This window comes from Chryseobacterium sp. CFS15 (assembly GCF_031118795.1).
Classification (GTDB): domain Bacteria; phylum Bacteroidota; class Bacteroidia; order Flavobacteriales; family Weeksellaceae; genus Chryseobacterium; species Chryseobacterium indoltheticum.
This window is the reverse complement of sequence record NZ_JAVHYL010000015.1, coordinates 13471-27030: the sequence shown is the minus strand read 5'-3', so window position 1 is coordinate 27030 and position 13560 is coordinate 13471. Positions and strand designations below refer to the sequence as shown.

Below are 13560 nucleotides of genomic sequence, written 5' to 3'. Positions count from 1 at the left end.
ATTTTCTATTTTTCGTTATCATCACTGTCAAACAAATCGCCGATTGTTCCACCCTCATCGTCTATGATGGGAGAGGTAAGATCTGGTTCTTCGTACACTTCCGGCTCCTCTTCTTCAGGTTCAGGAATGGTGATGTTTATATTTTTAACCTTAAATTTTGTAAACTGATTTCCGATCGCTTTAATTCCTTTTACGGCTATAAATTCGTCGATATTCACAATTTCAGGCTCTCTTTCTTTTCCTTTATCTTTTGCGAAAATAATTTCTGCCGTAGAATTATTAGAAACTATAATTCTTTCGACAAATGACTTCGGATGTTCAGATGGCATAAAAGTCTGTACATTGGTATTGTTTTCCAGCAAGAATCTTTTGATGAAATATATATCTTTTTCTCCGTCATAATAAATGCAGGTCACCGGTTGATGAGGACGCCATTTTTCCAAAATAATATACTCGTCATCAAAGCGGTTTCCAAGATCAAAACTTACGAGTTTTGCTTCGCCCTGTGCATTAATGGTTAAGATTTTATCATCCCCTTTAAAGTTTCCGAGGAGCGTTCCCCTTACATCCGCATTCAGTCTTCTTACCGTTTCGTCAAACCAGATCTTTCTTGGTGCCAAGGTAGAAACGCCTTCTTCCTTCAAATCAACTTTTTTTACAGAATATTTGGTTACCAAATTCCCTTTAGAATCTCTTCCTTTAATCGCAAGTTCAGAAAAATCGATTTCCATTTTATTCTTTCTGATTCTCGGATTGGGTTTTAATAAAACAGTTACAACCTCAGCTTCACCGTTCGGGTTTGCCGAAAAATAAAGCATTTCTGAGCCTTTCACATCCGATGCTAAAGGATAATCTGTATTTCGGGTAACCCCCGTCACCGAAAAACGCTTCATATAATAAGGTCCGTCTCTGCCTTCACGATAAATCATGTTGTAAACGGTGCGTTTATCGTTCTTTTTCCAGATAGCAACGTGTTGAATATCTTTACCAATGAAGGTTTTGGCTTCTACTTTCACGACTTTCATGTTTCCGTCTTTTCTGAACGTAATGATATCGTCGATGTCTGAGCAGTCAAACAAATATTGGTCTTTCTTAAGCGAAGTTCCGATAAAGCCTTCTTCAAAATTAACATAGAATTTTTCATTGGCTACTGCAACTTTTGTCGCATCAATGGTATCGAAGATCCTTAATTCTGTTTTTCTTTCTTTGCCTTTTCCGTATTTTTTCTGAATATTCAGATAATAATCAATCGCATAGGCTATAAGATTAGCCAAATGAAATCTTACCTGCTCAATTTTGCCTTCTAATGCAGCAATATTTTCTTTAAATTTATCTAAATCGAATCTTGAGATTCTTTTAATTCTAATCTCAGTTAACCTTAAAATATCTTCTTCGGTAACTTCTCTTAAAAGATGTGCGGTGTGTGGTTTTAAGCCTTTATCAATGGTTTTCAGCACTTCTTCCCAACTTTTTACCTCTTCGATGTCGTGATAGATTCTGTTTTCGATGAAGATTCTTTCTAATGAAGAAAAATGCCAGCTTTCCTGCAATTCATTAAGCTCAATTTCCAGTTCTTTTTTCAGCAACGAAACCGTATGATCGGTATTCATTCTTAAAATTTCGGAAACGTTTAAAAACATTGGCTTATCGCCCACAATTACGCAGGCATTGGGAGAAATCGTCACCTGACAATCGGTAAATGCATATAGCGCATCAATCGTTTTATCTGGCGAAACTTCATTGTGAAGATAAATCAGAATTTCAACTTTATCTGAAGTATTGTCTTCAATTTTTTTGATTTTGATTTTCCCTTTTTCATTAGCCTTAATGATCGAATCAATCAAATCACTGGTATTTTTAGAAAAAGGAAGCTCAGAAATCATCAAAGTATGCTTGTCTACCTGAGAAATCTTGGCTCTGGCTCTTACTTTTCCGCCTCTGTGACCGTCATTATATTCTGAAACATCGAGAAAACCTGCGGTAAGAAAATCAGGATAAATTTCAAATTTTTTCCCTTTCAAATGAGCAACAGACGCATTAATTAATTCGTTGAAATTATGCGGAAGAATCTTTGTGGAAAGTCCTACCCCAATTCCTTCAACACCCTGCGCCAGAAGCAAAGGAAATTTTACAGGTAAATCTACAGGCTCGTTATTTCTGCCGTCATAAGATTTTGACCAGATGGTGGTTTTAGGATTAAAAACAACTTCCAATGCAAAAGGAGTCAATCTTGCTTCGATATATCTTGCAGCAGCGGCAGAATCTCCGGTGTAAATATTTCCCCAGTTTCCCTGTGTGTCTATCAATAGTTCTCTCTGCCCGATCCCCACCATTGCATCGGTAATAGAAGCATCACCGTGAGGGTGATATTTCATCGTGTTACCGACAATATTTGCCACTTTATTGTACCGCCCGTCTTCCAGCTCACGCATAGAATGCATAATTCTACGTTGTACCGGTTTGAAACCATCGTAAACAGACGGAATGGCTCTATCTAAAATTACATAAGATGCATAATCCAGAAACCAGTCTTTGTACAGTCCTGAAACTTTTTTTAAGCTTTCGCCTTCGTGAGAGTTGTCTTCTATCATTATTTATTCTTGATGTCTTTTCTCTTTATTAGCATTTATTACTTTGTTGAGGGATGTTTTTAAATCATTAACTTCTTTTCTCGTTAAATAAGAAGTTTCGTATTTTAAGATTGCCGAGCCACCGTTTTTGCTAGAAACAGTCACATAAAGTCTCCTGAAAAACAATACGGAAATCATTTCAAATTTAATCAGTTTATACTTTGGAAATTCATCATTCAGCGGTTTATCTATAAAAGGAATAATATTTCTGTTTTTGAAGTGAAGTGCTTCACCTTGACTATCATATTCAAAAATCTGCCTTCCATATAAATAATTAATGATCAGCAATATAATAGGAATAATTATTAAAAGATAACTTTTCTCTTCCAAAACATCAAACTTCATTCTATCAATAATAAAACATACGTATCCCGCAGATAGCATCATCAATAACAATATATTGAAAAAATTATACACAGGTACTTTCTTCCTGTTACTGAGTCTCATGGTAAATATTAGTTTTTGTTGTGATTACAAATTTTAAAGCTCTGCTTCATCTAAAACCTCTTTTTTATTGATATCCTGGTCTTCTACTACTAGATTTTCGAGAATGAAAACCTGTCGGTCTGGTGTGTTTTTTCCCATGTAGAATTCCAGAATCTGCTCTATTGTCTGATCTTTTCCGATAACTACAGGTTCCAGGCGAATGTCTTTTCCAATAAAATGTTTGAATTCGTCTGGTGAAATTTCTCCTAATCCTTTAAATCGTGTAATTTCAGGATTTTTGCCTAATTCATTTAAAGCTTTCACCCTTTCCTGCTCAGAATAGCAGTATCTCGTTTCTTTTTTGTTTCTAACCCTGAATAACGGAGTCTGAAGAATATACAAATGTCCGTTTTTTATCACATCAGGGAAAAACTGAAGGAAAAATGTAATCATCAGAAGCCTGATGTGCATTCCATCGACATCGGCATCGGTTGCAATAATTACCTGATTGTATCTTAAATCTTCCAGACTTTCTTCAATATTTAAAGCAGCCTGCAGCAAGTTGAATTCTTCATTTTCGTACACCACTTTTTTGGTTAAACCATAACAGTTTAACGGTTTACCTTTTAGCGAAAATACAGCCTGCGTTTCTACATCTCTCGATTTTGTGATAGATCCTGATGCAGAATCTCCTTCGGTAATAAAGATTTGTGTCTCCGCTTTTCTTTCAGCTTTTTGATCGTTGTAATGCTGTCTGCAGTCACGAAGTTTTTTATTGTGAAGAGAAACTTTTTTGGCTCTTTCTCTTGCCAGCTTCTGAATTCCGGAAAGTTCTTTTCTTTCTCTTTCAGAAATTAAAATTTTTCTCTGTATCGCTTCTGCAATCTCAGGATTTTTATGAAGGAAATTATCTAATTTATTTTTTAAGAAATCGATGATAAAGGTACGGACAGTCGGGCCGTTCGGTCCCATATCGCTCGAACCTAATTTTGTTTTGGTCTGAGATTCGAAAACAGGTTCTTCAACATTGATGGAGATGGCAGCAACAATCGATTTTCTTACATCTGATGCATCAAAAGTTTTATTGAAAAATTCACGAATTGTTTTTACATACGCTTCACGGAAAGCATTCAGATGCGTTCCACCCTGTGTTGTATTTTGTCCGTTAACGAATGAGAAATAGGTTTCTGTCTGCGATTTATCGGTGTGCGTAATCGCAACTTCGATATCGTTATCTTTCAAATGAACAATCGGGTATAAGGTGTCACTTTCCAGCTCTTCTTCCAACAAATCCTTCAATCCGTTTTCTGAAAAGAACGTCTCGCCGTTAAAAAGAATTTTCAATCCCGGATTCAGATACGCATAATTACGGAGCATTCTTTCGATATACTCTTTTCTGTATTTAAAATGAAGAAAAATATCAGCATCGGGAATAAAAGAAATTTCGGTTCCATTTCTGTCTGAAGTTTCTTTTTCATCGTGTTCTTCAGTGATTATACCTCTGGAAAACTCTGCAATCTTCATTCTTCCTTCACGGAAAGACCGTACTCGGAAATAATCTGAAAGCGCATTTACAGCTTTTGTACCGACACCATTCAGTCCGACAGATTTTTTGAAGGCCTTGCTGTCATACTTACCACCGGTATTCATTTTTGAAACAGCATCAACTACTTTTCCAAGAGGAATCCCACGACCAAAATCACGAATCGTGACTTTTCCGTCATCTACTTTTATTTCGATTCTTTTACCGGATTTCATTCTGAATTCATCGATCGAGTTATCCAGAATTTCTTTCAGTAAAATATAAATACCATCATCAGCAGACGAGCCATCGCCAAGCTTACCGATATACATACCGGGACGCAAACGGATGTGTTCCTGCCAATCGAGGGTTCTGATATTATCTTCGGAATAGATAGGTTGTATTTCTTGTGACATATATTATTTCAGCAAACATACAAAAGTACGAAAACGGACAAAAATATCCGAATTTTTCAGTTTCTATTTATTAACATTTTAGTTAAATTTTAATAGTACAATCACACATTTATTGAAATTTAAATCAGAAATATTGAAAATTTGACCTAATTTAGATTCGTAAAGATTTTAAAATGATACAACTTCCTTCTTCGAAACTCCCAAATGTAGGAACCACCATATTTACACAAATGTCTCAACTGGCCAATCAGCATCAAGCCATCAATCTATCACAGGGATTTCCTGATTTTTCGACTGATTCTGAATTACTTGATTTAGCGAATAATTTCATTCAAAAGGGATTCAACCAATACGCTCCTTTAGGCGGAATCATGGGTTTAAAAGAAGAAATTGCAAGAAAAATTGAGAACAGCCACAAAGCAATTTATCATCCCGAAACTGAAATCACCATCACAGCAGGCGGAACTCAGGCGATCTTTACAGCAATTGCGACCTTTGTAAAGGAAAATGATGAAGTGATAATTTTCGAACCTGCTTATGATTGTTATGAACCTACCGTTGAACTTTTCGGAGGAGTTGTAAAACGCTTCCAAATGAAAGCTCCCGATTACGAAATCGATTGGAATGTTGTAAAAAAACTGGTTTCAGAAAAAACAAAAATGATTATTCTGAATAATCCGAACAATCCTTCCGGGAAGATTTTAAAAGAAAATGATATTCAGGAGTTAATTAAAATCGTAAAAGACACTAATATTTTAATTTTGAGCGATGAAGTGTATGAAAATATTGTTTTTGACGGTAACGAACATTTAAGCATTTGTAAATATCCTGAGCTTAAAGAAAGAAGTCTTTTAGTAGCATCATTCGGGAAATTATTCCACATTACCGGTTGGAAAATCGGATATTGTGCCGCCCCGAAAGCTCTGACTGATGAGTTCAGGAAAGTACATCAATTCAATGTTTTCTGCGTGAATACTCCACTTCAGATGGCTTTGGCAGAATACATGAAAAATGACGAGCATTATAATCTGCTGAATCAGTTTTTTCAGGAAAAGAGAGATTTTTTGAGAGCCGGACTTCAAAATACATCGTTTGAACTTCTAGACTGTGAAGGAACTTATTTTCAGGCTTTGAAATACGATAAAATTTCAGATAAAAATGATTTTGATTTCGCAACTGAATTAACGATTAATCATAAAGTGGCAAGTATTCCGTTTTCGGCTTTTTATAAAGATAAGCTGAATGAAAATGTGATCAGATTGTGCTTTGCAAAGAAGAATGAGACCCTGGAAAAGGCTATCGAAAATTTAGCTAAACTTTAAAATAAATCTCTCGCCGATTAAACAGATGACACAGATCAGGTAAAGACCTGCTCGATTTGCTCAATCTGCGAGAGGAAATAAATTATTTTTAAAAGAACATTCCGCCGGAAGCTTCAATTCTTTGTGCAGTGATCCAACCCGCATCGTCGGTACATAAAAATGCTACCACTCCACCGATATCATCCGGCAAACCAGCTCTGCCTAAAGCAGTATTTCCGGCAATCATAGAGTTCACATTTTCATCATCTCTTGTTCTTCCGCCACCAAAATCAGTTTCAATTGCTCCCGGAGCGACTACGTTCGCTTTTATTTTTCTTGGCCCTAATTCTTTCGCCATATATTTGGTCAACATTTCAACACCCGCTTTCAATGAGCCATAAACAGACGATCCCGGCAAAGCAAATCTTGCCAAACCTGAAGAAATATTTATAATTCCTCCTCCATCATTAATGAATGGCAAAAATTTCTGAGTTAAAAAGAAAACTCCTTTGAAGTGAATATCAACCATCTCATCAAGTTGGTCTTCTGTAGTCTCAGCAATCGGAGAATACAATGCTGTTCCTGCATTATTTACCAGATAATCTAAATTTTTGCTTCCTGTATTTTCCTCCAAATGATCCGTCACTTTTTTGATAAATTCGTCAAAGCTTTTTGTATTTCTCGTATCCAGTTGATAAGCGATCCCTTTTTGACCTAAAACCTGAATTTCTGCGACAACATTTTCAGCTTCTTGCTTATTACTGTGATACGTAATGATTACGTCCAATCCTTTTTCAGCAATTTTTAAAGCTGAATTTTTACCTAAACCTCTACTTCCGCCTGTTACAAGGGCAATTTTTGTTTTGTTATTCATATTTGATTTTTTGATGTTACAAAGTTGAGTCAATTTCAGCCTTGATGATTTACTTCAATCAATCTGAAATTTGCAAAATTCAAATCAGGCACGAAATTCCATAGGTGCAAATGAAGTTTTTCGTTTAAAGAAATTAGAGAAGTGAGCAACCTCTTCAAAACCTAAAGCATATGAAATTTCAGAAATATTCCAGTTGGTTTGTTTTAATAATATTTTAGCTTCCTGAATCAATCGATCTGCAATAAATTCTGTAGTTGTTTTCCCGGTTTTTTCTTTTACATTTTTATTTAAATAATTCACATGAATAGACAATCGATCTGCAAAATCTTTGGCTACTTTCAACTGAATTCGTTGATTGGAAGATTCAATCGGAAACTGTCTTTCCAACAATTCGATAAACAGAGAAACTACTCTTACCGCTGCATTGTGTGAATGACCAACTTTTTCTGCGGGTTGTAATTTTTGTCCGTAATGAATCAGTTCGGAAACATAATTTCGTATTAAATCATATTTAAATTCATAATCAGAATCAATTTCTTTTTTGATTTTTCCGAATAGCAAATCAACCTCATCGGACAATTCATCATCAATTTCAAAAACAGGAATGGTACCCGGCTGAAATAAAGGCAAATCTTCAAGAATATTTTTAGACGAATTTTTAGTAAAAAAATCAGCCGTAAAAACGCAAAAATTCCCTGACTGATTCTCATCTTCAGGTACATAATGATAAGGAACTTTCGGGGTTGCAAAAAGCAAAGCATTCTTTTTTATAGAGATCACTTTATCGGCATATTCAGCCCTGTTCTTCCCTCTTATTAAACTGATTTTATAATATTTCCTCCTGTTGTAAGGCATTTCGGAAGTTTTTTTGACATTGGCAATGGTCTGCGCAATATCAAACACATTAAAATGACCAATATCTTTATGAAGACCTTTCGGAAAGATGCTTTCGATATCTTTTCCCAGTCCTTTGGTCATCTCAAGGTAAAAATCTTCCAGAGAAGCATGAGCTAGTTTTTCCATGATGTGGAATTTGTATAATTCAAATATAGGAATTTATGAAATATGAGTTAAATTACATATCCTCCAGCAATTTCTAAAATCCATTTTCCATTTTTATATTCTGCAGAATAATCCGTAGAGCTACTGTTTCCCCATTCTTTTATATAAAAAATATTAAGATTATTTTTATTTCTTTTAATTTTTCCGATTCCGTGTGATGAGACATCCGTAACTTTTAAATAATCAGTTTTTGATTTTGAATCTTCAGGACTAAACAACACATGATATTTAGGGCTTATCTGATGAAAATAATCACAATCACTAATGAAAATTTCAAAATAGTAGTTTTTATTACTAAGATTTTCAGATCCGTAATCAGGTAACAACGTTTCATAAAGCTGGGTAAACTTATTCTTTTCAGATTTAAACATTGGATTCAAATCATTAAAATCATCCATTCCATCTCCATCGGTATCTTTATTATTGGGATTTAACCCAAAGCTTTTTTCAAAAATATCGTTATAACCGTCGTGGTCAGAATCTTTTACTAAATCTTCTAATTTTATTTTGAATAGTTTTCCATCTTCAATTGCTGAATAATCATCATAACCTGGCAAACCTGGAACTTTTACGATTTTAACAAAACTTCCCTCAAGCTCTAAAAAACCATTATTAACAATCGGCTTTTCCTGAACTTCATTAATATAATAATGACTAAAGCTTAATCCTAAAAAATAAGCAGAAGGCTTTTCATTTTCTATTTTACAAAGCCAAAATCCGAGCTGGTTTCTACCAAAAGCATACATTACATTTCCGATTTTTTGCTGATTAGAAAAAGCAAATTGTTCTGAAAATTTATTATTAAATGCTTTAAATTCCGAATCATATTCTTTCCATTTCTTTTCCATAATCTCTTCCGACTTCGATTCTAGACTGTCTTTTTTAAAGCTTCTAAATTTTTTGAGATTAACAATCTGTAGATAATTCGGCTTTTCAGTAATAATCTTTTTTACATTATATTTTTGTGCGTGTGCATAATAATTATCATTGATTAAATCCTCACTATTTTTAAAATACTTAGTCCAGATATCATCAGAAGTTGTAAAACACCTTTCTTCCAAACTCTTTGAACACGAAACAATCAGAAACAAGAAAAATAAATATCTCATAAAATGTTTTTACTAATATATAAAAAACGCTTCCAAATTCATGGAAGCGTCTTTAAAATACTATATAACTAACTTTTAATATTTTTAAACATTAAATCTGAAGTGCATCACATCACCGTCCTGAACGATGTATTCTTTACCTTCTACAGAAAGCTTTCCAGCTTCTTTTACCTTTGCTTCAGAACCAAACGTCACATAATCATTGTATCTGATTACTTCTGCACGGATGAAACCTTTTTCGAAATCTGTGTGAATTACTCCTGCAGCTTGAGGAGCCGTCCAACCTTGTCCGATTGTCCAAGCTCTTACTTCTTTTACACCTGCTGTAAAATAGGTTTGAAGCTTTAATAAATCGTAAGCTTTTCTGATCAAACGGTTCACTCCAGGCTCTGTAAGACCCAGTTCGTCCAAGAAAATTTCTCTTTCTTCAAAAGTTTCAAGCTCATTGATATCAGCTTCGATCTGAGCTGCCAAAACAACAACTTCAGCACCTTCACCTTTCGCCATTTCTTCAATCTTTGCAATCCATTCGTTTCCGTTTTTAATTGAATTTTCATCCACATTACAAACGTAAAGAACCGGTTTATTTGTCAAAAGCTGAACTTCACCAATGACTGATTTTGCAAAATCATCCATTGCAAATTCTCTTGCATTTCTACCGTCTTCGAGATGTTTCTGAAGATTTTGAAGTGTCTCATATGTTAATAAATCTTCTTTCTTACCAGACTTGATGAATTTTTTAGCTTTTTCAACAGCTTTTCCAACTGTTTCCAAATCTTTTAACTGAAGCTCGATATCGATAATATCTTTATCTCTCAAAGGATCTACTGAACCTTCAACGTGGATAATATTTCCGTTTTCAAAACATCTCAAAACATGAATAATCGCCTCACACTCACGAATGTTTGCCAAGAATTGGTTTCCTAAACCTTCTCCTTTACTTGCTCCTTTTACAAGACCAGCAATATCTACAATCTCTACAACAGCAGGCAAAACTCTTTCAGGATTTACTAATTTTTCAAGCTCAAATAATCTCTGATCCGGTACAGAAACCGTTCCTAAATTAGGCTCGATAGTACAGAAAGGATAATTGGCAGACTGCGCTTTAGCATTGCTTAAGCAGTTAAAAAGAGTTGATTTACCTACATTCGGTAAGCCTACGATTCCACATTTCATAACGTTAGATTCAAAGTTTAAGGTTTAAAGTGTAAGGTGATATTACCTTTCACTTTCAGCGGGCAAAGATAGTGATTTTACGGTGGATTTCATAATAAAAAAAATCTGCCACTATTGTGACAGATTCTATGAATTATTTTTGTGCGTTTACTTTTACGGATTATCTCCTGTCGCTTCCTGAGCAAGGGGAACATCATTTGGAGCCGCTTCCAATGCACGATCCAATGTAAAAAGTGATTCATTGCTTGCTCTGTCACCGCCTGCAATTTTTAATTTATCAATCAAATTCGCAGCTAATGTTTCTTCCTCAATTTGTTCCTGTACAAACCACTGCATAAAATTCCACGTTGCCCAATCTTTTTCTTCTAACGCTAAATCGACCAATCTGTAAATCGCCGTAGTATTATCTACTTCGTGCTTAAAAACTCCATCGAAGCAAGCAGTTAAAGATTCGGGATCAACAGGAGGTTCCGGGATGGCTTCCACTTTTGGCTTACCGCCTCTGTTTAAAACATATTCCATAAATTTTATGGAATGATTTCTTTCTTCCTGTGCATGACGGTACAGAAAGTTGGCAATTCCCTGATATCCTTTATCATCTGCCCAAATTCCGTAAGATAAAAATGTGTGTGAAGCGTGAATTTCTTTATTCATTTGGTCACTCAATGCTTTTTCCAGCGCAGGTGAAAGTCTGTTGGTATTCATAATTGTATATTTAAATGTGATTATCAATATGGATACAAAAATGATTCCGTGAAATGTATTTTTTATACCCTTTTAAAAACATCATAATACAATTAACTATAAAACAAATACTTAACAACGCAATTTATAGTTAGTCTAAAATAAAATGATGTATAATTTAAAGAATTAGCTTTAAATCTGATCACAATAACAATCATTATTTTTGATATTCAATGATGATTAGATTGAAAATTTCCCTTTTAAATAGTATAAGAATTTGTTTAAAGAATGATCGCTCGAAGAAGCGTAACCTTTGTAGCAAATTATTGAAATGATGATGGTGGACTGTGTAGGAGCGCTACCTTTTTTTTAAAATATATTTGTGACTTTTGATTTAGCCCTATTTTTTTGTCAGCTTTGCCAAATAAGAATCCTCATCCTGCAAAACTTTTTCAATAGTAAAACCATTATTTTCAGCAGCATTTTTTAAGGTATTAAAATCAAGATACAGCCATTTAATTGGATCTTCAGATTCACCTTTATAATGAACAATATAATCTAATTCCCCATAATACCCATTTGCTGGAATCAAAACTCCGCCATCTTCATCTTGATCAAACATATACAGAATATCAGTGCTGTCAATCAGAATTTGCCCATTTTTATTTAACAAAGAATGAAGTTTTTTAAGGTAAATATCAATTACTTTCAGGCTTTGAAAAATTCCGGTTCCGTTCATTAACAAAAGAATGGTATCGAAAGTTTCGCCAGAAAACTCAAGCATATTCTGAGCAATTGCTTTCTGTATTCCTCTTAACTGACAAACCTGAATCGCCTTTGGCGAAATATCTAAAGCGGTTATATCTAAATTTCTTTCATTCTTAAGATATAACGAATGCGAACCCGCTCCTGCTCCAATGTCCAAAACTTTTCCGTGAGATAATTTTAAAGCTTTCTTTTCGATTTTATTCATCTCTTCAAAATCTCTGAAAAGATATTTTACCGGAAGCTCATCGAGTTCAGAAATTGATGTTTCAGTCTGCAAATCTTCAGGGTTTTCATTGTGAAAATAATCCCAGATTGCGCGTCCCATTAAGTCTTTCATGCTGAATTTTAAGAGTGCAAAGATAAAATATTATATGGGAAATTAATAAGGTAATCGTAGATTCGGATATAATGATCTCACCAATAATGCATGTCTTAGAAAGAGTTTCATTAAGAAATATTATTAGAATAAAGCATCTAAAATAATTTGTAGATTTGTAAATAAGCGAAAACTTAAATGGACAATAGATTTACTGATATCATCAATCTTATAATAAATTCCAGAGCAAATGCCATCAAAACTGTTAATGCAGAATTGATTAATCTTTACTGGAATATTGGGGAATATATCAGTGAAAAAATACTCCAAAGCGAATGGGGACAATCGGTCGTAAAAGAATTATCTGAATTTATACAAACCAAGGAACCTGATATCAAAGGTTTTTCAGATAAGAACCTTTGGAGAATGAAGCAGTTTTATGAAACTTACAAAGACTTTCCAAAACTCTCACCACTGGTGAGACAAATAAGCTGGACACACAATCTCATTATATTTTCAAGATGCAAATCGATTGAGGAGAAGGAATTTTACCTCAAACTTGTTAAAAAAGAAAGTTACAGTAAAAGAGAATTAGACCGTCAAATTTCAAGCAGTTTTTTTGAACGCACAATGATTGGAAATTCTAATTTCTTTCCCATCATTGAAAAAGAATTTAATCAGGACATCACAAAAATTTTTAAAGACACCTATATTTTTGATTTTCTAAATCTTCCGGAACCTCACAACGAAAGTGATTTGCAAAAAGGATTGCTGCAACAGATGAAAAACTTTATTTTGGAATTAGGGAAAGATTTTCTTTTCGTTAGCCAAGAATATAAAGTGCAGGTTGGAAATTCTGATTTCTATATTGATCTTTTGTTTTTTCATCGAGGTTTGCAATGTTTGGTTGCTTTTGAACTGAAAGCAGATAAATTCAGACCGGAGCATTTAGGTCAGTTAAATTTTTACTTAGAAGCACTCGACCGTGATGTAAAACGTAAAAATGAAAACCCAAGTATTGGCATGTTACTTTGCAAAGATAAAGATAGTGAAGTTGTAGAGTATGCGTTAAGCAGAAGTCTTTCTCCTACCATGATTTCCGAATATAAAACTCAACTTCCGGATAAAAAATTATTGCAACAGAAACTTCACGAATTATTCGACGGAGAACATTCACATCAGTCATAAGAATAATTTAATTCCTATCATCACAATCAGTTTTTTCTATTTTTAAGACCACCTCATTCCTACAAAAAATACCTAACTTGTCTTTTCT

11 protein-coding genes are annotated in these 13560 nt (G+C 34.2%); 2 read left to right on the top strand and 9 right to left on the bottom strand.

Features of this window, described 5'->3' with window-relative positions:
• Positions 1-5 precede the first annotated feature (5 nt).
• Genes OH814_RS18735 through OH814_RS18725 form a run of 3 tightly spaced genes read right to left on the bottom strand, consistent with a single transcriptional unit; the run spans position 6 to position 4994 of the window.
• Positions 6-2591 carry a DNA gyrase/topoisomerase IV subunit A gene (locus tag OH814_RS18735; RefSeq protein WP_308829212.1) on the bottom strand — a complete coding sequence of 862 codons (2586 nt, stop codon included), beginning with the start codon at positions 2589-2591 and terminating at the stop codon, positions 6-8.
• 3 nt (positions 2592-2594) lie between these two features.
• Entirely contained in the window at positions 2595-3077 is a 483-nt protein-coding gene (locus tag OH814_RS18730) for a hypothetical protein (RefSeq protein ID WP_308829211.1), read from the bottom strand.
• 33 nt (positions 3078-3110) lie between these two features.
• Positions 3111-4994, bottom strand: a complete 1884-nt coding sequence (locus tag OH814_RS18725; protein ID WP_279195949.1) for a DNA topoisomerase IV subunit B — start codon at positions 4992-4994, stop codon at positions 3111-3113.
• Between the two features lie 173 nt (positions 4995-5167).
• Between OH814_RS18725 and OH814_RS18720 the strand changes: the two genes are divergently transcribed.
• A complete protein-coding gene (locus OH814_RS18720) occupies positions 5168-6316 on the top strand; it encodes a methionine aminotransferase (protein ID WP_308829210.1) in 1149 nt (382 codons plus the stop codon).
• Positions 6317-6404: 88 nt separating this feature from the next.
• Here OH814_RS18720 and OH814_RS18715 read toward each other — a convergent pair whose 3' ends face one another.
• From OH814_RS18715 to OH814_RS18690, 6 genes are all read right to left on the bottom strand, one after another.
• Complete coding sequence (locus OH814_RS18715) at positions 6405-7169, bottom strand: SDR family oxidoreductase (protein WP_308829209.1); 765 nt, start codon at positions 7167-7169, stop codon at positions 6405-6407.
• An 84-nt stretch (positions 7170-7253) separates the two neighbouring features.
• A complete protein-coding gene (locus tag OH814_RS18710; RefSeq protein ID WP_308829208.1) occupies positions 7254-8192 on the bottom strand; it encodes a helix-turn-helix transcriptional regulator in 939 nt (312 codons plus the stop codon).
• A gap of 47 nt (positions 8193-8239) precedes the next feature.
• Positions 8240-9340: a hypothetical protein gene (locus OH814_RS18705; RefSeq protein ID WP_308829207.1), complete on the bottom strand. Its 1101-nt coding sequence runs from the start codon at positions 9338-9340 to the stop codon at positions 8240-8242.
• An 84-nt stretch (positions 9341-9424) separates the two neighbouring features.
• Positions 9425-10516 carry a redox-regulated ATPase YchF gene (gene ychF, locus OH814_RS18700; protein WP_308829206.1) on the bottom strand — a complete coding sequence of 364 codons (1092 nt, stop codon included), beginning with the start codon at positions 10514-10516 and terminating at the stop codon, positions 9425-9427.
• A 153-nt stretch (positions 10517-10669) separates the two neighbouring features.
• Entirely contained in the window at positions 10670-11221 is a 552-nt protein-coding gene (locus OH814_RS18695) for a ferritin (protein ID WP_115618781.1), read from the bottom strand.
• A gap of 379 nt (positions 11222-11600) precedes the next feature.
• Positions 11601-12305, bottom strand: a complete 705-nt coding sequence (locus OH814_RS18690; protein ID WP_308829205.1) for a class I SAM-dependent methyltransferase — start codon at positions 12303-12305, stop codon at positions 11601-11603.
• A gap of 177 nt (positions 12306-12482) precedes the next feature.
• Here OH814_RS18690 and OH814_RS18685 point away from each other — a divergent pair, with 177 nt between their 5' ends.
• Complete coding sequence (locus OH814_RS18685; RefSeq protein ID WP_308829204.1) at positions 12483-13472, top strand: PDDEXK nuclease domain-containing protein; 990 nt, start codon at positions 12483-12485, stop codon at positions 13470-13472.
• Positions 13473-13560 lie beyond the last annotated feature (88 nt).